This window comes from Bradyrhizobium sp. AZCC 1588 (assembly GCF_036924735.1).
In the GTDB taxonomy this organism is placed as follows: domain Bacteria; phylum Pseudomonadota; class Alphaproteobacteria; order Rhizobiales; family Xanthobacteraceae; genus Bradyrhizobium.
The window spans coordinates 6,665,457-6,686,366 of record NZ_JAZHSC010000001.1; the positions used below are offsets into that span (position 1 = coordinate 6,665,457).

Annotated in this window: 14 protein-coding genes and 1 pseudogene; 11 read left to right on the forward strand and 4 right to left on the reverse strand. The window is 60.6% G+C overall.

Annotated elements, in window-relative coordinates; genetic code table 11:
- Nucleotides 1-101 precede the first annotated feature (101 nt).
- Complete coding sequence (gene glmU, locus V1277_RS31105; protein ID WP_334419540.1) at nucleotides 102-1,460, forward strand: bifunctional UDP-N-acetylglucosamine diphosphorylase/glucosamine-1-phosphate N-acetyltransferase GlmU; 1,359 nt, start codon at nucleotides 102-104, stop codon at nucleotides 1,458-1,460.
- A gap of 53 nt (nucleotides 1,461-1,513) precedes the next feature.
- Here glmU and V1277_RS31110 read toward each other — a convergent pair whose 3' ends face one another.
- The gene (locus V1277_RS31110; protein ID WP_334419541.1) at nucleotides 1,514-2,404 is read right to left on the reverse strand and encodes an SDR family NAD(P)-dependent oxidoreductase; all 891 of its coding nucleotides are present in this window, start codon (nucleotides 2,402-2,404) and stop codon (nucleotides 1,514-1,516) included.
- Nucleotides 2,405-2,724: 320 nt separating this feature from the next.
- Between V1277_RS31110 and V1277_RS31115 the strand changes: the two genes are divergently transcribed.
- The 3 genes from V1277_RS31115 (at nucleotide 2,725) to V1277_RS31125 (ending at nucleotide 5,242) form a co-directional block, all read left to right on the forward strand.
- Nucleotides 2,725-2,874, forward strand: coding sequence for a hypothetical protein (locus tag V1277_RS31115; protein WP_334419542.1), 150 nt, complete (start codon nucleotides 2,725-2,727; stop codon nucleotides 2,872-2,874).
- 247 nt (nucleotides 2,875-3,121) lie between these two features.
- Nucleotides 3,122-3,940: a hypothetical protein gene (locus tag V1277_RS31120; RefSeq protein ID WP_334419544.1), complete on the forward strand. Its 819-nt coding sequence runs from the start codon at nucleotides 3,122-3,124 to the stop codon at nucleotides 3,938-3,940.
- 459 nt (nucleotides 3,941-4,399) lie between these two features.
- Nucleotides 4,400-5,242 carry a hypothetical protein gene (locus V1277_RS31125; protein WP_334419546.1) on the forward strand — a complete coding sequence of 281 codons (843 nt, stop codon included), beginning with the start codon at nucleotides 4,400-4,402 and terminating at the stop codon, nucleotides 5,240-5,242.
- 1,543 nt (nucleotides 5,243-6,785) lie between these two features.
- On the opposite strand, the gene V1277_RS31130 is transcribed toward V1277_RS31125, so the two are convergent.
- A complete protein-coding gene (locus tag V1277_RS31130) occupies nucleotides 6,786-7,439 on the reverse strand; it encodes a glutathione S-transferase family protein (RefSeq protein WP_334419547.1) in 654 nt (217 codons plus the stop codon).
- Nucleotides 7,440-7,706: 267 nt separating this feature from the next.
- On the opposite strand from V1277_RS31130, the gene V1277_RS31135 reads away from it, so the two are divergent.
- Nucleotides 7,707-8,285 (forward strand): hypothetical protein, encoded by a 579-nt coding sequence (locus V1277_RS31135; RefSeq protein WP_334419549.1) that lies wholly within the window; start codon nucleotides 7,707-7,709, stop codon nucleotides 8,283-8,285.
- Between the two features lie 188 nt (nucleotides 8,286-8,473).
- On the forward strand, nucleotides 8,474-9,226 hold the full coding sequence (locus V1277_RS31140; protein ID WP_334419550.1) for a DUF5131 family protein: 753 nt from the start codon (nucleotides 8,474-8,476) through the stop codon (nucleotides 9,224-9,226).
- Here the strand turns inward: V1277_RS31140 and tcmP are convergent.
- Entirely contained in the window at nucleotides 9,184-10,086 is a 903-nt protein-coding gene (gene tcmP / locus V1277_RS31145) for a three-Cys-motif partner protein TcmP (protein WP_334420500.1), read from the reverse strand. The two genes, V1277_RS31140 and tcmP, sit on opposite strands and share 43 nt — an antisense overlap.
- A gap of 935 nt (nucleotides 10,087-11,021) precedes the next feature.
- Here tcmP and glmS point away from each other — a divergent pair.
- The 3 genes and pseudogenes from glmS to V1277_RS31160 all read left to right on the forward strand — a co-directional run bounded on the left by glmS (nucleotide 11,022) and on the right by V1277_RS31160 (nucleotide 14,736).
- Complete coding sequence (gene glmS / locus V1277_RS31150; protein WP_334419552.1) at nucleotides 11,022-12,848, forward strand: glutamine--fructose-6-phosphate transaminase (isomerizing); 1,827 nt, start codon at nucleotides 11,022-11,024, stop codon at nucleotides 12,846-12,848.
- Nucleotides 12,849-12,937: 89 nt separating this feature from the next.
- Nucleotides 12,938-13,723, forward strand: coding sequence for a DUF502 domain-containing protein (locus V1277_RS31155; RefSeq protein WP_334419553.1), 786 nt, complete (start codon nucleotides 12,938-12,940; stop codon nucleotides 13,721-13,723).
- A gap of 31 nt (nucleotides 13,724-13,754) precedes the next feature.
- Nucleotides 13,755-14,736: pseudogene (locus V1277_RS31160) on the forward strand (dihydrodipicolinate synthase family protein).
- Here the strand turns inward: V1277_RS31160 and recG are convergent.
- Nucleotides 14,688-16,796 (reverse strand): ATP-dependent DNA helicase RecG, encoded by a 2,109-nt coding sequence (recG, locus tag V1277_RS31165; RefSeq protein ID WP_334419554.1) that lies wholly within the window; start codon nucleotides 16,794-16,796, stop codon nucleotides 14,688-14,690. The pseudogene V1277_RS31160 and the gene recG overlap by 49 nt on opposite strands.
- A gap of 277 nt (nucleotides 16,797-17,073) precedes the next feature.
- Between recG and V1277_RS31170 the strand changes: the two genes are divergently transcribed.
- The gene (locus V1277_RS31170) at nucleotides 17,074-17,364 is read left to right on the forward strand and encodes an FAD assembly factor SdhE (protein WP_334419555.1); all 291 of its coding nucleotides are present in this window, start codon (nucleotides 17,074-17,076) and stop codon (nucleotides 17,362-17,364) included.
- Nucleotides 17,361-20,879, forward strand: a complete 3,519-nt coding sequence (gene mfd, locus V1277_RS31175; RefSeq protein WP_334419557.1) for a transcription-repair coupling factor — start codon at nucleotides 17,361-17,363, stop codon at nucleotides 20,877-20,879. Before V1277_RS31170 ends, mfd begins: the two co-directional genes overlap by 4 nt.
- Nucleotides 20,880-20,910: the final 31 nt, after the last annotated feature.

Here is a 20,910-nt window from a genome sequence, read left to right on the forward strand (position 1 = left end):
CCCACCTGAATCCGGACGTTTTCGGGGCGGCGAATCGGTTTGATCTCCGGGGGAAAACAATTAAAGACGGCCCGCGCAACCCTGTTCGCCCGAGGACCAGAATGACCGCTCGATCCAGTCTGACAGTCGTGCTTGCGGCCGGCGAGGGCACGCGCATGCGATCCTCGCTGCCGAAGGTGCTGCACCAGGTCGCCGGCCAGTCGCTGCTGGCGCATGTGCTGGATGCGGCCCCGCACGGCGCGGGCGCCTCGCTTGCGGTCGTGATTGGGCCGGACCACAAGGCGGTCACTGAGGAGGTCAAGCGCGTCCGCGCGGATGCTGCGACCTTCGTTCAGGCCGAGCGGCTCGGCACCGCGCATGCCGTCTTGGCCGCCCGCGAGGCGATCGCGCGCGGCGCCGATGATCTGCTGGTGGCGTTCGGCGATACGCCGCTGATTTCGCCCGAGACCTTCGCCCGGCTGCGCGCGCCGCTGGAAAACGGCGCAGCGCTCGCGGTGCTCGGCTTCCGCGCCGCCGATCCGACCGGTTACGGCCGGTTGCTGCTTCAGGGCGATCGGCTGATGGCGATCCGCGAACACGCCGACGCGACAGATGAAGAGCGCAAGGTCACGCTGTGCAATGCCGGCGTGATGGCGTTCGAGGGCGCCCGCGCGCTCGAAATCCTCGACCGGATCGGCAATGCCAACAGCAAGGGCGAATATTATCTGGTCGATGCCGTCGCCATCGTCAGGGAAATGGGATTGGAGGCCGTCGTGATCGAAACCAGCGAGGACGAAGTGCGCGGCATCAACAACAAGGCCCAGCTCGCGGAGGCCGAAGCTGTGCTGCAGGCGCGGCTGCGCCAGGCGGCGCTCGAGGCCGGCGTGACGCTGATCGCGCCGGAGACGGTCTATCTCGCCGCCGACACCAAGTTCGGCAGCGACGTCACCATCGAGCCGTTCGTGGTGATCGGCCCCGGCGTCACCATCGCCGACGGTGCGGTGATCCATTCGTTCTCGCACATCGTGCAGGCCTCGATCGGCAAGAAGGCGTCCATCGGTCCCTATGCGCGCTTGCGCCCGGGCACCTCGCTCGGCGACGGCGTTCGGATCGGCAACTTCGTCGAGACCAAGGCCGCGACGCTGGAGGCCGGCGTCAAGGTCAACCATCTCTCCTATATCGGCGACGCCCATATCGGCGCCAATTCCAACCTCGGGGCCGGCACCATCACCTGCAACTATGACGGCTTCTTCAAGCACAAGACGCTGATCGGCGAGGGCGCCTTCGTCGGCACCAACTCCTCGCTGGTCGCGCCGGTCAAAATCGGCAAAGGCGCCTATATCGGCTCGGGCTCCGTCATCACCAAGGACGTGCCTGATGATGCGATGGCCGTGGAGCGCAGCCCGCAAAGCAACCGCGAGGGCGGCGCTGCGCGCTATCGCGAAATGAAGATGCGGGCGAAGGCTAAGAAAGAGGGTTAAGCGCAGGGCCCGTTAAGCTTTCCGCTTTAGGCCACCTCGGTTGACGCCTGAATCTACATACCGCCGGGCTCGAACGGACCCGGTTCGGAGAAGCCCTCGATCGATTCCACCTTTGCGTAGTTCTCGGCGATGCTCTCGGGTGTCAGATGTCGATCGTAGAAGCCAGGTCCCATGACGATAGCGATTCGTTGGATTGCTCCGGCTGCCACGTTGTAGATGCTGCTCGTCTCCGAACAACTATCGCTTGCCAGCCAGACGATCGCTGGCGCAACAGCCTCAACCGGCATGGTGGCTTTTCCATCCGCTTCAGCCAAGCGGGATCCCGCGGCCGGGTGCATCCTCGTGTACCCGACTGGCGAAATAGTGTTCACGAGAATGCCATGCTCAGCACCTTCAATTGCAAGAATGCGCATCAATCCGACTACTGCGCACTTGGCCGCCGCATAGGTGGCTTGCCCACGTAGTCCGAACAGGCCGCTGACGGACGTCGTGAGGATAATCTTCCCGTAGCGCTGTGCGACCATATGCGGCCAGGCAGCCTTCACCGTGTTAACCGGCCCGCCGAGGTGCACGCGCCAATAGTGATCGAAATCCTCAAGCGTGGCGTCCTCGAATAGCTGGCTTCCGCAGATACCAGCGTTGTTCACGAGAAGGTCTATTCTTCCAAAATGCTCGATGGTCGTCGCGATCAGGTCACTGCCACCTTCAGGGGTGGAAACATCGCTGTCATCAGCGATTGCGTCGCCTCCACGTGACCGAATGAGGTCGGCCACCTGTTCCGCTATCGTGGAGTCCTTCCCGAACCCCGATACGTCGGTCCCCAGGTCGTTCACCACGACCCGGGCACCGCGTTCGGCGAGAAGTTCGACGTATGCCCGCCCCAGCCCGCGGCCTGCCCCAGTCACAACCGCGACCTTCCCCTCCAACGAAATTCGCTCAGTCATCTCGCTATCCTCCTTCCAGAGTCACGATGACAGGAGTTACGGCGGCACTTTACCTAACAGTCGTTGATCCGCCGGTTCGACGTCGTCGAGGGGTGATCTTCAGGCGGGCGATGGAACCGGCGGTCATGTCGCCAGCATCGGCAGCGCCTTTCCCGTTCCACGGCAGCAGTGCGTCGAGGCGCGGTGCACGCAGCCGCACGCCGTTCCTGAGCTCGACCTCGATCGCGCCGTCGTGGCCGCCTTAACCTTGATGAATATTTATTCAAGTTCCTGCAACCATCGATCTCGTTCGGCGTCATGCTTCAAGTGCGGAGCGCGTCATGGACGACGACAGGGAACAGCGTGAGCTTGAAGAGCGGGTGATGCGCTTCCGCGTGATGGAGCGCGAGGTCACTGACCCGCTTGCAATTGGGCTCCTGCACGACATCGTCACAGAATTGGAAGCGGCTCTGGAGAAGCCTAACGATTAGGTCATGTAAAAGCCCGGCAGCCATTTCGGACTGCCGGGCGAAACGCAAACACTAGGTGAACTGAATGCCGCGCCGCTGCAATGCGGCTATTCTGACGCGAATTTCGGGACTGTCTATCCGGTAGAGTACGGGCGCGCACTCGTTCCGTTTGAACCGAACCCTAAACGATCATAGGAATTTCCAGACTCAATGTTGCCCGCTAACATGGTTTGCGCAACCTTGGGCGGGCAATGTGGCAAACGGACTAGTGACAGGGCAGGACAAGGACGAAGCATTCTCTCCGCCGCCCACGCGAGGCACGAGCGCCCTACATGCATATTCAAGCGCATCCATAACCGACCTGCGATTTTTCAGCTTCATCTGCGATACGGTAGTTTCCAGTGACTATATCGCACACGTCGCGCGCCAGGCACTTGACGGGGTGGAACTAAAGGAGAAGGAGCCTGGTGAGCTAGCGCAATCTGCCCCTGGCAGGCGGACTCAATTTCTAAGACAAAACAGTCAAGCTCTGCTTGAAATGTTCATTGCTCGCCTGGTTGATAATTTCCAAAAGTACCTTGTTGACCTGATCCGAGAAATTCTCCGCTCCAAGCCAACCATGCTTAGCACCAGGCTTCAAACCATGACGCTTGAGGATGTTCTAAAGCACGACAGCATCGAAGGCTTAGTGCATGATGTGATCGAGCGGAGAGTTAACACCCTCTCATATGATGGCTTCGCCGAACTTCAAAAATGGTGCGCAGAACGAGGAATTGAAATCAAAGTCGCGCCATCAAAGCGCGACTCAATCGTAGAGCTAATCTCGACCCGAAACATCATCGCTCACAATCGAGGGTTTGTTGATGAGCGCTATCTGCGATCAGTCAGGAATGCCAAATTCAATGTTGGAGACTGTCGAAAGCTAGAGGTCGATGATTTGTTCAATGGACTGAAGCTACTTAACGAGGTCGTTTTCGAAACCGATAGTAAGGCGCGAAGAAAGTTTGGCCTTGCTTCGGTGGAGGTGAGGCCGCGCAAGAAGGCGAAGTCCAAGAAGCCTGCGAAGGGAGCCACGGTCACACAGTGATGTGTGAGGGCGCTAGATCACGATCGATGATTGTCGTTCGCTTGCTTCAGATAGGGGCGTTCGCCAAAACACCGCTAAAGAAAAGCGTGGCGCTTCGGAAGTTCTGCCGCTCTGGCCGAGCGGTGCTTTGTGAATACGGAGGGCTGAACAAGGTGGCCTTTCTGAAAATCAAACTGAACACGAGAATTGCGGTGACAGTGCATTTAACTCTTGAGACTACGGCGCATAGCGCATTTCCGATCAATTGAATGCACTGTCTGTCACCGTAATTCCGTTCTTGAGGGTAGTGCCGACGCTCCTCTGAACGCCATATCGTTCTGTCCAATCTGGCGGCGATCTCCCACGCGCTGCCTGCCAAGAACTTTTGGCCGGTAAGGAGAAAACCCGACCTCGGGCCTATATTGTCTTCTGCAAGAAGCCATGCTTACATGGGTAGATCGGCTAGGGGGCCAAGACCAGATGGCTGGCCAAGTATCAAGTGTAGTGCCATTTGAACAGTCTGGCGACGGGAGCGCCCCGTCGGTCGGCATTAGCGACGCGCAATTTGTTCAACAAGTTACCCGCTTAAAGTCGCTCTCATACTTTCTGAGCCAAGAGGGCATCGCCCTTCCTCTGCCAGACACTGAAACCACAGCGATTGGTACGCTGTTTACGTTAGTTTATCACTCCGAAGGTCGATCGCCGAGCGCCGATGAATGGGCGGCCCTGATAAAATGCAATCGTCTGCTATTTCAACCGCTGACCGAAGTACAGAGAAGACGATTCCTGCTTGGGCATATTCCCTCACGCGTTGCGCATCTACCCCTTCTCTTTGCTATGCTTGCACTGGCCGCGTTAATGGCCTGCGTACTTATTCCCCAGTTCTATTCTGGTTCGATTGACGCCACGAAATACAAGATCGCGGCAATGCCTTTCTATTTAGTTTGGCTCATGTCAATGGGCGCGATCGGTTCGATCGCATTCATCGGCATGAATGCACTCCTGGTTCAAGAAGATATCACTTTCGATCTTCTCAACACGAGGCTGATCAGTTTGCGCATAGCGCTCGGATCAACATTTGCCTTAGTGCTCGCAGCCCCCTTCGCCCACGACGGCTTTATGAAGTTCCTCCAGAACGTGCTGCTTATCAAAGAAAACACCAGTCTCAACGTCAGTGAGGGGCTGGCTCTGATACTGCCTTTCGTTCTGGGGTTCAGCACTTCAGTTGTTATTACCATTTTGAACCGCTTTATCGAAGCTTCTCAAACTTTCTTCGGTCATACACCAAAGAGCAAAGTAGCGGGGACGATCAAGGCTAGGTAGAAAATATGCTCGTCAATTGGATGTTTTGTACTTTATCGCGAAGCATGAACCACGATCTTTGACGCATCCCTGCTCGCTAGGGGGGCGATCTGCGACGCATCCCACACTCACAATAACCCGTAACGAAACGGGCTGACCATTTTTTTGGTCGTACTGAATTTCATACGACTTGAGGCGGCCGCATACGAAGAGCGGAGCTACTTGCACCGGACCTACGCGCTCAGTTATTCCGTCGCAATCAAGTCCGATTATGACCTCAGCGCCACCAGGCGTTCCACTAAGATCGTACTGTTGAATACACACGCGTGGCCGCAGGACGCTATTAAATGCCCGTGCAGTGATCAAGCGAGCAATACATTCGGAATATAGGAGGCGTCCTTCGGGACCAATTCGATCAGAGAACAGCGCTGAAAACTGGTCCCAACTAGCAAAGGAGGGCGCCCCGTGAGGAAGTACGGCCTTGTATACTCCGCTAACCGAAGCAATAAATTCATCCGGTACGGCAATCCGCTTTTCGGCCGCGCAGCTCCTAGTCTGTTGATCAAATTGCTCAGCAGGCGGGAGGCTTTGGGCCTCCACTGGCGAGCTCAGAAACAGAATCGACGCAAGGAGCGCGAACGCCGGACCAGGATCAAAATTTCCCATGATGAGACTTTTCATCAAGAGCCAAGTCCTAACTCATGAGCAGGTCCCTACTTCGGCCCCGTGCATATCACTGCATCAAGAGAGTATCCGCATTTGTTTCCGCCGTAGGTGCTCAGCCTTTGCACCTTATAGGAGGAGCACCGCGACTTTGCCCAATCCGCGGCGCTTTGATAGCAGTAGAGGTACACGTCGTGTGGTTGACAGGAACGTTGATACTCACCGGCGCAGATTCTGTAAGTGACCGTTACCGGTGGCGCGAGTTCCGGCAAAATTGTAGCGATACAATCGCTATGTAAGCGGTAAGCCTCCAAACGATCGCTCTCAGGCACTAACGTCAAAAATTCCGAAGAGCGGGTCAGAACAGGTCGCGCCGTTTCGCTGCTATAGACCTTCATGATCGAATTCAGCGTATCTTCGCTCAATTTAATGTCCTTGCGAGCGGCGCACTCCTTTAGGCTCGCATTGAATTGCTCTGGCGTTGGTAATGACTGGGCATACGCTTCCGAAATTATCCCGTGTGCCAGCACGGCAAAGAGCGACATGAATACGGCGCGACAAGTGCGCATGCAATTACCTCATTTGCGACTTTGCTCGCGGACCACCCGGCCATTGCAATGCATGAACGCGTATCCGTGGTGTTGAATCATGTAGGCGATAACCGGTTGCACTATATCAGTTTGCGATCCTTGGTACATAGGGGTCGTGGTGTGGCAATGCTTTCCAGCGTTGAGCTGGGTACGTATCCCCCGGCAGAGCCGGGGGCTTTAGGTGTAGAGCCCGACCCGCGCGCGTCAATTGAATGCATTTAACTTGTCGTTCTCGCTGTGGGAGCCAGGATCAGGACCCATACACTGAACGAAAAACTCGGATGACGACTTCGAGCCCAGAACGGACCTCATCAGCCGGTCGGCGGGTTGCCGGTGTTGACCGCCAATTGAGCGACGAAAGCCTGTTTGTAGGCAGGCCACGTTTCACCGCGGGCGAGATAGGCTGCCAGGTTTGGGTATTCGTCCAGAATGCCCGATGATCTCAGCCTGAGCAGCACCGACACCATCATCAGGTCGCCCGCGCTGAACGCACCGTCGAGCCAGTCGGCGTCGCCCAGGCGAGCGGAAAGTTGGTTCAGCCGGCTGCGCACACGATCCTCGACAAGAGGCATGCGCTCCTTGTTCCAAGGCTTGTCGCCCTCAAGGAGCCTGGCGGTTGCAAGTTCAAGGATCGGCGGCTCCACTGTGTTGACCGCGGCGAACATCCATGTGATCGCGCGCGCCCGCGCATTGGCATCGTCCGGCAGCAGGCCCGCATGGCGCTCGGCGATATGGAGGACGATCGCCCCTGTCTCGAACAGGGCGAGATCGCCTTCTTCATAAGTCGGAATCTGGCCGAAGGGATGAAGCGCCAGATGCGCGGGCTCCTTCATCGCACGGAACGAAACAAGGCGAACCTCGTAAGGTTGGCCCACTTCTTCAAGCGCCCAGCGAACGCGCGTGTCACGCGCCAGCCCCTTGCCGCCGTCGGGCGAACATTCAAAGGCGGTGATGGTGATGGTCATCGCGGGGTTCCTCTGGCAAAGATCATCGGCTGCGGGTCTGGCAAGCTATCATGGTAAATTCAACGACAATTATGGTACAGTGCACTCAATCCAACCGAAGGTTGCTGGCGTGGTGCATTAAGTGCACTGTGGTTCCGGTTCGGATGCGGAGCGGCATGATCCAGATCAAGATGGGGCGCTCGACGGCCGCCCAAAGAATTCGCCTTAGGCTGGACACTCCTCGGCTGGGCCACCGCGCTCACGAACCGCTTGTGGAGGGCGTCGACAATGAAACGCTGCCTCGCTGCATTCGCAATCGCCGCCAGCCTGTTCGCACCAGTTGTGCACGCCAACGATGCCTTGGAAGCCAAGGTGCGGGCCTACGTTCCGGTCGTCTCCCTCGCCAAAGTATGTGACATCAGGATCAATGACGCCACCTTAGGTGATCACCGTGCCATGCTCGAAGCGGCAAAATCCGACCCGAACGCCAATAAACTCGCCTACCGCGTCCATTACGAAACACAGACGGCCTACATCAAAGCCCGCGACGGAGGTCAGCGGGTCGCCTTCTGCAGGGACTTCATCGCGGCCAACAGCCAGTACGCCAAGGCGCGCTTCACCGCCGTGGTCGAGGGCCACATGAGCGACGTCAGCACGAGTGTGCAGAAGGCGATCGCCCACAACGTCTGCGGTGCGCCCCCCGTCAAGCTGTCCAAGGCCGACTGGAAACCGTACGCGCAAATCAAAAAGATGCTTCAGGCCGAGCAAAAGTTGGCCAAGGAAAACGCCGAGACGAACGGCTGGAACGTCACCGAGGAAACGACGGCGGTCACGGATCAGTTCTGCGCGGCGATGAAAACCCGATGAGCATCACCGCCGCCAAAGTCCGACCCCGCTGATGCGTCTTTGCACGGCCCCGGTGGTCCCCGGGGCCGTGCAATCACGACGTCGGAGCATGGCTGCACATACCGGCAGGCGCGTCAGGGCGACCAGAGAGCCATAACTAAATCTAACCACTTTCTTGAGATTGTTTTATGAAGGCTTGAGAGGGAGTCATGGCCGAAACATCCATCGAATGGACGGACGCGACGTGGAACCCAGTAGCGGGATGTACTGTCCTGACGGCTGGCTGCACAAACTGCTATGCCATGCGTATGGCGGCACGGCTCGACGCCATGGGCGCCAAGAAGTATCGCGGCCTCACCAGGAAAAGCGGAAAGAGAGCCGTTTGGACAGGCAAGATAAGGCTGGACTACGCGTCGCTTGACGCGCCGAAGACGTGGTCTAAACCGCGCAAGGTCTTCGTCAATTCCATGTCAGACCTCTTTCATGACGACGTGCCCGTGAAATTCATTGCGCAGGTTTGGGCGGTGATGAAGGAAACCCCACGCCATACGTACCAAATCCTTACAAAGCGACCCGAGAGGATGGCCGAAGTCCTGACTGCGGCCCGTTTTGAAATTCTCCCGAACGTCTGGCTCGGTACCAGCGTCGAAGATAGTCGCGTGCTCCACCGGTTAGACGCAATCCGCCGGGTGCCAGCGGCGGTCAGGTTTGTTTCGCTTGAGCCTTTGATCGGGTCCGTGTCTGCCGGCGACCTGACCGGCATTCACTGGGCTATCGTGGGCGGAGAAAGTGGTCCGCGCGCTCGGGAGATGAAACCGGAGTGGGTCGATGAAATCGAGGCGATGTGCCGCCGCTCGGGGACGGCGTTCTTCTTCAAGCAGTGGGGCGGGAAAAACAAAAAAGCGACAGGCCGCACCCTTCATGGGCGCACTTTCGACGAGATGCCGGACTTGAGAATGTGACGCGCGATCCGCGACGCTAGACCGATAGCGGCCGTCTTGGGATTTGAAATCGCGAAGAAGAGCGCAAACTGCGGAATGCCTCTGTCGTCATTCAGGCGCAACGGGGGTAGGACGGCTGGAAACAGTGCCTTCAACCGCACGCCGAAATACTTCTCCATGTCATCGACTTCCGCCGTGCGTGCGAAACGCTCGTCTGTTTCGCCGAAAAGGTTGATCCGCTGGCTCATCTCGTACCAGTCTTTCTCCCAATCTGGCGTTCCGATCATTCTAGTAAGCGCACCACGCTTTGAAGGGTCCAAATTTTCAGCATCGCGAGTTGCTTGACGGAACAGCCCCGAAAGCGAAACCAAATACCAAATGTCGATTGCTTCCGTCGCCCTAATCGCCTCTAAAGTTCGCCAATCAACCGACATGCCGTAAGGGTCGAGAAACATCACAGCCCGTGTTCCGGCCCAGCTTTTTTGCTGCGTTAAAAGTTTCAAGATTTCTTCGTTGGCATCACCGGCAACTACAGAAATATTTCGAGATTGATTTGCGGCTCGCAATTCGTTTAGCGCCGCAACGTGCTTCGGCCTCTTATCCATAAATATCAGTCGGTCGAAAGCCGGCGTGACGTCAATCGCAATTTTTGCTGACCCGGCTCGGCGCTCCACGCGTGCATCAATCTCGGGGCCCAGCATATCGGCAGCCCGACCGGGCACGATAATTGTTCTCTCTCCGGTGCCTGCAAAGGCGTCAACATACCAAAGGTTCTCGAATTGAGACCGCAAGGCCGTGGTAAACTTGTGCAGATACTCACCGACCAGGGACAATTTAAGGTCTGTGGATATGCCGCCAAATTCGTGGTCGCCCAGAGCCATCGCCACCCATACCAATTTTCCGATCAAATAGTTCCGCAACCTGACGGCGAGAGCAAGCGGGGAAATTACCGAGGACTACGGTGACATTGCACAAATTGCAGCGGTGGCCGCGTCACAAAACGGGATGAGGGCAAATCAATTCGGATTTTCAGAAATCGTGTCAAGTCCCGGAATCAAAAATATTCAGCTTCCATTGCCGGCCAAATCACCGCTATCAATTCCGCCGTCCACCCCGGCACGAGGGGCGTATCGCGATCGTCACGGACGCGGGGTTGGATGCGGTGGACGCAGCGGCGTCGGGCGCGATCGTGGTCGCAGGGCGGGCTCTCCCGTGAGTGTTCCAACGTTTGCGCAGACGACCGGCGTGTCAAGGCCTTCGCCAGAGCCTCAATCGGCACCTCGCCGATCGGAGTGAAGGTGGAGGCGCTGCGTACGGCGAAGTCGTGTGGTCCTGGCATCCGTGGCTGATGTCAAGCTGACGGAGGCGCGTCGAGCCCAACCGGATTCGACAAGCCTTTAATCCGGCAGCGATGGAGGCAAGAGGAATTCGTCTCCAGGGAGAGCGCGAAATAAGCCGTAAAGCCATTGCGCAGGGAATGCCGGAGTGCCTCGGCTGTACCTGTATGCTCGTGTGCGCATCTTTTAGCGCTTATTGCACACGAGACCGCGGGTGCAGCAAGCACCCGGCATTCCCTGCTCCCTCCTTCTCGGGGGGAACCAAGGCCAAGCCTCGGGCAGTTCATGCCGCGAGATCGCGGACCCGTATTCCGTTGGCATGGCGGATGTGACAGGGTAATCGAGGGTGGCGGCCGTTAAGCTTTCCGCTTAAGACTGTCTCAATCCGCAATAATTATTGAGTATCTGTCGGCCTACCATTGCCATTAAGAGACTCGCGGGTTGCGACGCTATTCGTCGATTTGGGGAAATTGAACCGCATGTGCGGCATTGTCGGCATTCTCGGGCGCGCTCCGGTCGCGGAGCTTCTGGTAGACTCACTCAAACGGCTTGAATATCGCGGCTATGATTCCGCAGGCGTCGCCACGCTGGAAGGCGATCACCTCGCGCGACGCCGCGCCGAGGGCAAGCTGAAGAACCTCGAAAAGCGGCTGGATGCGGAACCGCTGAAGGGGCACACCGGAATCGGGCACACCCGCTGGGCGACGCACGGCAAGCCGACCGAGAACAATGCGCACCCGCACGCGACCGATCGCGTCGCCGTGGTCCACAACGGCATCATCGAGAACTTTCGCGAGTTGCGCGAGGCGCTGGAGAAGAAGGGCGCGGTCTTCAAGACCGAAACCGATACCGAAATCGTTCTTCACCTCGTCGACAGCTTTCTCCAAAGGGGCATCAAGCCGGTCGAGGCGGTGAGGGCGGCGTTGTCGGAACTGCGCGGCGCGTTTGCGCTCGGGTTCATCTTCGCCGGCGACGACGATCTGATGATCGGCGCCCGCAACGGCCCGCCGCTGGCGATCGGTCACGGCGACGGCGAAATGTATCTGGGATCGGACGCGATCGCGCTCGGGCCGTTCACCGACATGATCAGCTATCTCGAAGACGGCGACTGGGTGGTGCTGACGCGCAAGGGCGCTGTCATCTACGACAAGACCAATGCGATCGTGCAGCGCGAGGCGGTCAAGCACAGCGCCTCGACCTCGCTGGTCGACAAGGCGAACTACCGCCACTTCATGGCCAAGGAAATCCACGAGCAGCCGGAAGTGGTCGGCCACACGATGGCGCGCTACGTCGACATGGCGAGCGAGCGCGTCATGCTGCCGGTCAAGCTGCCGTTCGACTTCAAGGACATCCAGCGCATTTCGATCACGGCCTGCGGCACCGCGAACTATGCCGGCTATGTCGCCAAATACTGGTTCGAACGGCTGGCGCGCATTCCGGTCGAGATCGATATCGCCTCCGAATTCCGCTACCGCGAAGCGCCCTTGCGCAAGGGCGATCTTGCGATCTTCATTTCGCAGTCCGGCGAGACCGCCGATACCCTGGCCGCCTTGCGCTATGCCAAGGCGGAAGGCGCCCACACCCTCTCGGTCGTCAACGTGCCGACTTCGACGATCGCGCGCGAAAGCGAAACGGTGCTGCAGACGCTCGCCGGTCCCGAAATCGGCGTCGCCTCGACCAAGGCCTTCACCTGTCAATTGATGGTGCTGGCCTCGCTGGCGGTTGCCGCCGGCAAGGCACGCGGCGAATTGTCTGACGAAGACGAGACCAAGCTCGTTCACGGTCTCGTCGAGATTCCGCGCCTGATGGCGGCGGCGCTGACGATTGAACCTCAGATCGAGAAACTGGCGCGCGACATCTCCAAATCGAAGGACGTGCTCTATCTCGGCCGCGGCACCAGCTATCCGCTGGCGCTGGAAGGTGCGCTCAAGCTGAAGGAAATTTCCTACATTCACGCCGAGGGCTATGCCGCCGGCGAACTCAAGCACGGGCCGATCGCGCTGATCGACGAGAACATGCCGGTGGTGGTGATCGCGCCGTTCGACCGGGTGTTCGAGAAGACGGTCTCCAACATGCAGGAAGTCGCGGCCCGCGGCGGCAACATCATTCTGATGACCGACGCCAAGGGAGCGGCGGAAGCCACCGTCGATTCGCTGGTCACGATCGTGCTGCCCGACATGGCGTCGGCGTTTACCCCGATGGTCTATGCCATCCCGGTGCAGCTCTTGGCCTATCATACGGCCGTGGTGATGGGCACCGACGTGGATCAGCCGCGCAATCTCGCCAAATCGGTAACGGTCGAATAGTCAAGTCAATCGACTGTCACGCTGGGTCTTCAAAAACCTGCTAGGATGGCTTAGCTGAACTAAGCCGGCTGCTCCGACCTGGAACCACGATGAAGCCCGAAGAACTGCCCCCGACCGTGTCCCCGGAGGAACCCCTGCCGGAGGCGCACCACGCCGGGCTAATGGCCCGTTTCCGGAACTATTTTCTGACCGGACTGATTGTCGCAGGGCCGGTCGCGATCACGCTCTATCTGACCTGGTGGTTCGTGAACTGGGTCGACAATTTGGTTCGGCCGTTCGTGCCGACGGTCTACCGTCCCGAAACCTACCTGCCGTTCGGCTTGCCAGGGTCGGGGCTGATCGTCGCGGTGATCGCGCTGACGCTGCTCGGTTTCCTCACCGCCAATTTGATCGGCCGGACGCTGGTCGACCTCGGCGAGCGGCTGCTCGGCCGCATGCCCGTGGTGCGCGCGATCTATCGCGGCCTGAAGCAGGTGTTCGAGACGCTGTTCTCGGGCAAGGGGTCGAGCTTTCGCAAGGTCGGCCTGGTTGAATTTCCCTCGCCGGGCATGTGGTCGATCGTTTTGATCTCGCAGTCGCCGAGTGCGAACGTGGCAAGCCAGCTTCCAGGCCAAGAAGAGCACATCTCGGTGTTCCTGCCCTGCGCGCCGAACCCGACCACGGGTTTCTTTTTCTATGTCCCGAAGAGCAAGATCATCGAAGTCGACATGAGCACCGAGGACGCCGCGACGCTGATCATGTCGGCCGGCGTGGTGCAGCCCGGCTCCGATCAGCAGAAGCGCAACGGCGCGCTGGCCGGCATGGCGAACGCGGCGCGCGTGGCCAATTCGGCTGCCGGGCTGAAGCCGGCTCCCGCGAAGGCGAAGGTGGAGTAGGGCGCGCGCGACGGATAGACAGGCCGACATCATGACCAAGAAGATCGAAGGCATCATTCCGGTGATGATCACGCCGTTTACCGAAAGCGGCCAGATCGACTATCCTGGCCTCGGCCGGCTGGTGGAATGGTACATCGACAATGGTTCGGACGCGCTGTTTGCGGTCTGCCAGTCCAGCGAGATGCAGTTTCTTACGCTCGACGAACGGGTTGCGCTCGCCGCTTTCGTCAGACAAGCCGCAGCCGGCCGTGTCCCGGTGATCGCGTCCGGTCACATCAGCGAAAGCCTGGACGACCAATTGGCCGAACTGACCGCCATTGCCGCGACCGGGGTTGACGGCATGGTGCTCGTCACCAACCGGCTCGACGCCAAGCGGGAAGGGCGGCAGCAGGTTCATCGACGATCTGACTTGGCTGCTCGATCGGCTGCCGAAGCAGATTCCCCTTGGTCTCTACGAATGCCCGGCGCCCTATCGGCGTCTGCTCACCGACGACGAGCTGACGTTCTGCGCCAACACCGGCCGCTTCGTCATCCTCAAGGACGTGTCCTGCGACCTCGAAACGGTGAAGCGCCGCGTGACGCTGACCAGAGGCACGCCGCTTTCCATCGTCAATGCCAATGCGGCGATTGCCTTTCAGGCAATGAAAGCCGGTTCACGCGGGTTTACGGGCGTATTCACAAACTTTCATCCCGATCTCTACAAGTGGCTGATGACCGAGCATGCCTATCATCCGGCGCTGGCGGACGAACTTTCCGTCTACCTCGCGCTGTCGGCGATGGCCGAACCGATGGGCTATCCGAAGCTTGCCAAGCTCTATCACCAGCGCCTCGGCACGTTCTCCTCTACCGAAAGCCGCGCCGTCACCTTCGATATCCGCGAGAAATTCTGGGCGCTGGAGGCGCTACTCGACAAGATCGTCGAGGGTGCCGAGCACTACCGGCTTCGCATTGCCACGGTTGCGAGTTATCCCGCGCCGATCAGCGGCACCGCTTCATCGCGCTCATACAGATAGAGCAGACAGCGCAGCGCTTCACCGCGCTCGCCCTTGAGTTTTGGGTTGTCCTTCATGATGCGCAGCGCTTCGTCGCGCGCCTGCGTGATGAGCTGGCCGTGCACGTCGGAGCGGGCGATGCGATAGCCGGGCAGGCCGCTCTGGCGGATGCCGAGCACGTCGCCTTCGCCGCGCAGTTTTAGATCCTCCTCCGCGATCCTGAAGCCGTCGGTGGTCTCCCGGATCACCTTCAGCCGCGCCGCCGACATCTCGCCGAGCGGCTCCTTGTAGAGCAACAGGCAGGTCGAGGACTCCGACCCGCGACCGATCCGGCCACGGAGCTGGTGTAACTGCGCGAGCCCGAAGCGTTCGGCGTTTTCGATCACCATAATGGTTGCGGCCGGGACGTCGACGCCGACCTCGACCACGGTGGTGGCGACCAGGAGCCCGATCTCGTGGGCGGCAAACTGCGCCATCACGCGATCCTTATCCGGGCCCTTCATCTGCCCATGCACCAGCCCGACGCGGTCGCCAAAGCGCTTCTGCAGTCGCTCGAAACGCTCGGTGGCGTTGGTGAGATGTTCGGTGCCCTCGGCCTCAGATTCCTCGACCAGCGGACAGATCCAGTAAACCAGCTTGCCTGATTTCAGCGCGCGGCCGACGGCATCGACGACTTCATCGAGGCGGCTGGCCGGAACGGCGCGGGTGTCGATCGGCTGGCGGCCGGCCGGTTTTTCCCGCAATTCGGAGATGTCCATGTCGCCGAAATAGGTGAGTACCAGCGTGCGCGGGATCGGGGTTGCGCTCAAGACCAGCACGTCGACGGCCTCGCCCTTGTTGGTGAGTGCGAGCCGTTCGCGCACGCCGAAGCGATGCTGCTCGTCGACCACCGCCAGTGCCAGCGCCTTGAAGATCACGTCGTCCTGGATCAGCGCGTGGGTGCCGACCAGAAAATCGATCTCGCCGGCTTCGAGCTGCGAAAGAATTTCACGCCGCTCCTTGCCCTTTTCGCGGCCGGTCAAGATCGCAACGCGAAGCCCTGCGCGCTCGGCCAGCGGCGCGATGGTCTTGATATGCTGGCGCGCGAGGATTTCGGTCGGCGCCATCAGCGCGGCCTGCTTGCCGGCCTCGGTGACGGCGGCCGCGGCGAGCAGCGCCACCACTGTCTTGCCGGACCCGACATCGCCCTGCAGCAACCGCAACATCCGCACCGGCTGGAGCAAATCCTCGGTGATGGCCGCGACCGCTGCGCGTTGTGAGCCGGTGAGCGCGTAGGGTAGCGCATCGATGATCTTGTGGCGCAGGTGACCATCGCCGGCGTTGCGGTCGCCGGCCGGACGCCGCAATTGCGCGCGCACCAGCGCCAGCGCCAGTTGGCCGGCAAGCAGCTCGTCGAAGGCGAGTCGTGACCAGAACGGGCCGTCAGGCAAAATGTCCGTGAGTTCGACCGGCACATGCACGCGGGTGAGCGCTTGGCGGATCGGCGGAAAGTTGCAGCGGCGGATCACTTCCGGGCTGATCCATTCGGGCAGTTCCGGCAGCTTCTGCAGCGCCTGCGCGATCGCCCGGCGCAGCGACCCCAGCGCGAGTCCTTCCGTTAGCGGATAGACCGGGTCGATACCGCTGAGTTTTGCAAATCCGGCTTCGTCGACGACGCGATCGGGATGCACGATCTGCGGGATGCCGTCATACATCTGCAGCGTGCCGGACACGTAGCGCTTCTCGCCGACCGGCAGCAGCTTTTCGACATAGCCGGGCTTGGCGCGGAAAAACGTCAGCACCACGTCGCCTGTATCATCCGAGGCATAGACGAGGTAGGGCGCGCGGGCATTGCGCGGCGGAGGCGGCCGGTGACGGTCTACGGTGATCTCCAGCGTCACCACGGTTCCCGGTACCGCCTCGCGGATCTTCGGCCGTGCCCGGCGGTCGATCACGCTGGCCGGCAGATGCAGCAAGAGATCGACCAACCGCGGGGTCTCGTCGCGGCTGAGCAGATAGCGCAGCAGCTTGTCCTGTTTCGGCCCGACGCCCGGCAGGCTCGTGACCGGCGCAAACAAGGGATTGAGCAGGGTGGGGCGCATCAGGTCTCTCGTCGCACATAGCGCGTCATGCGCGGGCTTGCCGCCTTCGCTAAAGCTTCGGCGGCCGAGCGCGCTCGTGGTCCGGTGAAGCCTTGGCGGAGACGGGACCCGCGCATCCATCACTCTTCAAAAGATGATGGATTGCCGGGTCAAGCCCGGCAATGACACTGTAGTGGTAATTCACGGAACTGTTGGGGCTGACATTCGTCATCTCGACCGCTATATCAACCCAGCCCGGCACGTCCGGGCTTTTGGCGTTCGGATGGGACCAGAGAAAATGACGGGATCGACACGATCGAGCGGTGGCCTCGATGACCGCCGCAAGCGGCTTTTATTTCGCTGCTGGCATCGCGGCACCCGTGAGATGGACCTCATCCTCGGCCGCTTTGCGGATGCCGAGATATCGGGCATGCGCGATCACGAACTGACCGAGTTGGAACGCCTGATCGAGGTGCCCGATCCCGACCTCTATGCCGCGCTGACCGGCGACAAGCCGCTCGATCCGGAATATGCGACCGCGCTGTTCGAGCGCATCAAGGCGTTTCGCGCCGTGGATCACGACGCATGAAGGCGCCCGTCAAATCGCCCGCCGCGCTGCTGGCACCCGGCCGCGCCCTGACCTTTGCCAATGTCGCCGAGGGCGCGGAGGGGCTTGTCGTCTCCGACCTCGCGCGTGCGGTCGCAGCCAAGCCGAAACCGCCGGCGGTCAGCCTTGCCGTGGTCTGCCGCGATGGTCCGCGGATGCAGCAACTGGCGCGGGCGCTGGAATTCTTTGCGCCCGATCTGCCGGTGATGCAGTTTCCGGCCTGGGACTGCCAGCCCTATGACCGGGTGTCGCCGCATGGCGGCATCCTGGCGCAACGGCTGACGACGCTGGCGCGGCTATCGCGCCTGCAGGGCAGCGACAAACCGCTGATCGTGCTGACGACAGTAAACGCCATCGTGCAGCGTGTGCCCGCGCGCGAGGTGGTGGCGGCGCAGGCGCTGTCGGTTGCGCCCGGCCATGTCGTGCCGATGGACTCGATCGTGGCCTGGCTGGAGCATAACGGCTACAATCGCTCCTCGACCGTGCGCGAGCCCGGCGAATACGCCGTGCGCGGCGGCATCCTCGATTTGTTTCCGGCCGGGCTCGATCAGCCGGTGCGGTTCGACTTCTTCGGCGACTCCCTCGAATCGATCCGCACCTTCGATGCGGAAACCCAGCGCACGCTGCTCGACATGCGCGCGCTCGATCTGGTGCCGATCTCGGAATTCCAGCTCGTCACCGAAACCATCCGCCGCTTTCGCATGGGCTATGTCGCGGCGTTCGGCGCGCCCGAGCGCGACGATCCGCTCTATGAGGCCGTCAGCGAAGGCCGCCGTCATCCTGGCATGGAGCACTGGCTGCCGCTGTTCCAGGAGCGGATGGATACGCTGTTCGATTATCTCGACGATGCGCCGGTCGCGATCGAACCGCAAGGCGAGGATGCCGCGCGCGAACGCTTCAAGCAGATCGCGGACTATTACGAGGCGCGGCGCGAGGCGCTGGAGCATCCCGGATCGGGAGCGATCTACAAACCGTTACCTCCGGACCGGCTCTATTTGACGGAAGCGGAGTGGACGACGCGGCTGAGCGACGCCGCGGTGGCGCGGCTGACCCCGTTTGCCGTGCCTGAGGGCACTGGCGATTTGTTCGACGCCGGCGCGCGGCAAGGCCGCAATTTTACGCCCGAGCGCGCCGACACTTCGGTCAACGTGTTCGAATCCGTCGTGGCGCATGTGCTGGCATTGCAGGCGCAGCGCAAGAAGGTGGTGATCGCGCTGTGGAGCGAAGGGTCCCGCGACCGCATGGCGAGCATGCTGCGGGATCACAAGCTCGCCAATATCACCAGCGTCAACACCTGGCGCACCGTGCAGGCGACGCCGCGCAACGAGGCCATGCTGGCGGTAGTCGGCATGGAGAGCGGCTTCGAGACCGACGAATTCGCCGTCATCAGCGAGCAGGACATCCTCGGCGACCGCCTGGTGCGGCAGCGGAAATCGAGCCGCAAACTCGACAATTTCATCTCGGAAGTCACGAGCCTTTCGACCGGCGATCTCGTGGTGCATGTCGAGCACGGCATCGGGCGCTTTGTCGGCTTGCAGACGATCGAGGTGGGCGGCGCGCCGCATGATTGTCTCGAACTGCATTATGCCGCTGAAACAAAGCTGTTTCTGCCGGTCGAGAACATCGAGCTGTTGTCGCGCTACGGCTCCGATCACGCCAATGTCGAACTGGACCGGCTGGGTGGCGGCGGCTGGCAGGCGCGCAAGGCCAAGCTGAAGAACCGGATCCGCGAGATCGCCGGCGAACTGATCAAGATCGCAGCCGAGCGGCAACTGCACGAAGCGCCGAAAATGCCGGTGCAGCCGCATGTCTATGACGAATTCTGTGCGCGCTTCCCCTATGAGGAGACCGAGGATCAACTTGGCGCCATCACATCCACGCTGAAAGACCTTGAAACCGGCCGTCCCATGGACCGGCTGATCTGCGGCGACGTCGGCTTCGGCAAGACTGAGGTGGCGTTGCGCGCGGCGTTCGCGGTCGCGCTCGAAGGCAAGCAGGTCGCCGTCGTCGTGCCGACCACGCTGCTCGCCCGTCAGCACAGCAAGAATTTTGCCGAACGCTTCAGAGGTTTTCCAGTCAACGTCTCGCAGGCGTCCCGGCTGATCCCGGCCAAGGAGCTGACGCAGGTCAAGAAGGGGCTGGCCGAAGGCAATGTCGATATCGTGGTCGGCACCCATGCGCTGCTCGGCAAGTCGATCAAGTTCCGCGATCTGGGGCTTCTGATCGTCGACGAGGAGCAGCACTTTGGCGTCAGCCACAAGGAAAAGCTGAAGCAGTTGCGGGCGCAGGTGCATGTCCTGACGCTGAGCGCCACGCCAATCCCGCGGACGCTGCAGCTAGCGCTGACCGGCGTGCGCGATCTTTCGATTATCGCCTCACCCCCGGTCGATCGCCTCGCGGTGCGCACCTTCGTGGCGCCGCACGATCCCCTGATGATCCGCGAAGCCTTGCTGCGCGAACGCTATCGCGGCGGGCAGGCGTTCTATGTGGTGCCGCGGATCGAGGATCTTGCCGGCGTCAAGGACTTCCTCGACAAGAACGTGCCGGAGATGAAGGTCGCGGTTGCGCATGGTCAGATGCCGCCGACCGTGATCGAGGACATCATATCGGCCTTCTATGACGGCAAATACGACATCCTGCTTTCGACCACGATCATCGAATCCGGGCTCGATATTCCGAACGCCAATACGCTGATCGTGCATCGCGCGGATATGTTCGGGCTGGCGCAGCTCTATCAGTTGCGCGGGCGGGTGGGGCGCTCGAAACTGCGCGCCTACGCGCTGTTCACGCTGCCGGCGCAACAGAAGATCACCGCACAAGCCGAGCGGCGGCTTAAGGTGCTGCAGTCGCTAGAAACGCTGGGCGCGGGCTTCCAGTTGGCCTCGCACGACCTCGACATCCGCGGCGCCGGCAACCTGCTCGGCGAAGAACAATCCGGCCACATCAAAGAAGTCGGCTTCGAGCTCTATCAATCGATGCTGGAGGAGGCGATCCTCAACCTCAAGGCCGGCGTGGCCGAGCCCGCCGCAGACCGCTGGTCGCCGCAGATCACCATCGGCATGCCGGTGCTAATCCCCGAGGATTACGTCAACGATCTCTCGGTGCGGCTGTCGCTATACCGGCGACTCGCCGATCTCGATACCGACGAAGAGATCGACAATTTCGCCGCCGAGATGCGCGACCGTTTCGGCGTACTGCCGGACGAGGTCCGCTATCTCTTCAAGGTTGCGGCCATCAAGGCCTATTGCCGCCGCGCCAATGTCGAGAAAGTCGATGCCGGTCCGAAGGGCGCGGTGATCTCGTTCCGCGACAACAGCTTTGCCCAGCCGGATCGCCTCGTCGCCTTTATCCGTCAGCACGGCCAGGCCGCGAAGGTGCGGCCGGATATGAAGGTGGTGTTCCTGCAGCAATGGAAGACGCCGGAAGAGCGGTTGATGGGTACGACCGAGATCTTGCGGCAGCTCGCCAATCTCGCGGAGAGCAAGAAGGCGGCGTAGAGAGGGTTCGGCGCGGCTTTCTCCCCGTCAT

Coding starts and splice junctions, on each gene's coding strand:
- V1277_RS31135 (WP_334419549.1), top strand. CDS start 7,707: ATGAAACGCTGCCTCGCTGCATTCGCAATCGCCGCCAGCCTGTTCGCA.
- glmU (WP_334419540.1), top strand. CDS start 102: ATGACCGCTCGATCCAGTCTGACAGTCGTGCTTGCGGCCGGCGAGGGC.
- V1277_RS31155 (WP_334419553.1), top strand. CDS start 12,938: ATGAAGCCCGAAGAACTGCCCCCGACCGTGTCCCCGGAGGAACCCCTG.
- V1277_RS31125 (WP_334419546.1), top strand. CDS start 4,400: ATGGCTGGCCAAGTATCAAGTGTAGTGCCATTTGAACAGTCTGGCGAC.
- V1277_RS31115 (WP_334419542.1), top strand. CDS start 2,725: ATGGACGACGACAGGGAACAGCGTGAGCTTGAAGAGCGGGTGATGCGC.
- tcmP (WP_334420500.1), bottom strand. CDS start 10,086: ATGGCTCTGGGCGACCACGAATTTGGCGGCATATCCACAGACCTTAAA.
- V1277_RS31170 (WP_334419555.1), top strand. CDS start 17,074: ATGACGGGATCGACACGATCGAGCGGTGGCCTCGATGACCGCCGCAAG.
- V1277_RS31110 (WP_334419541.1), bottom strand. CDS start 2,404: ATGACTGAGCGAATTTCGTTGGAGGGGAAGGTCGCGGTTGTGACTGGG.
- recG (WP_334419554.1), bottom strand. CDS start 16,796: ATGCGCCCCACCCTGCTCAATCCCTTGTTTGCGCCGGTCACGAGCCTG.
- V1277_RS31130 (WP_334419547.1), bottom strand. CDS start 7,439: ATGACCATCACCATCACCGCCTTTGAATGTTCGCCCGACGGCGGCAAG.
- V1277_RS31140 (WP_334419550.1), top strand. CDS start 8,474: ATGGCCGAAACATCCATCGAATGGACGGACGCGACGTGGAACCCAGTA.
- mfd (WP_334419557.1), top strand. CDS start 17,361: ATGAAGGCGCCCGTCAAATCGCCCGCCGCGCTGCTGGCACCCGGCCGC.
- glmS (WP_334419552.1), top strand. CDS start 11,022: ATGTGCGGCATTGTCGGCATTCTCGGGCGCGCTCCGGTCGCGGAGCTT.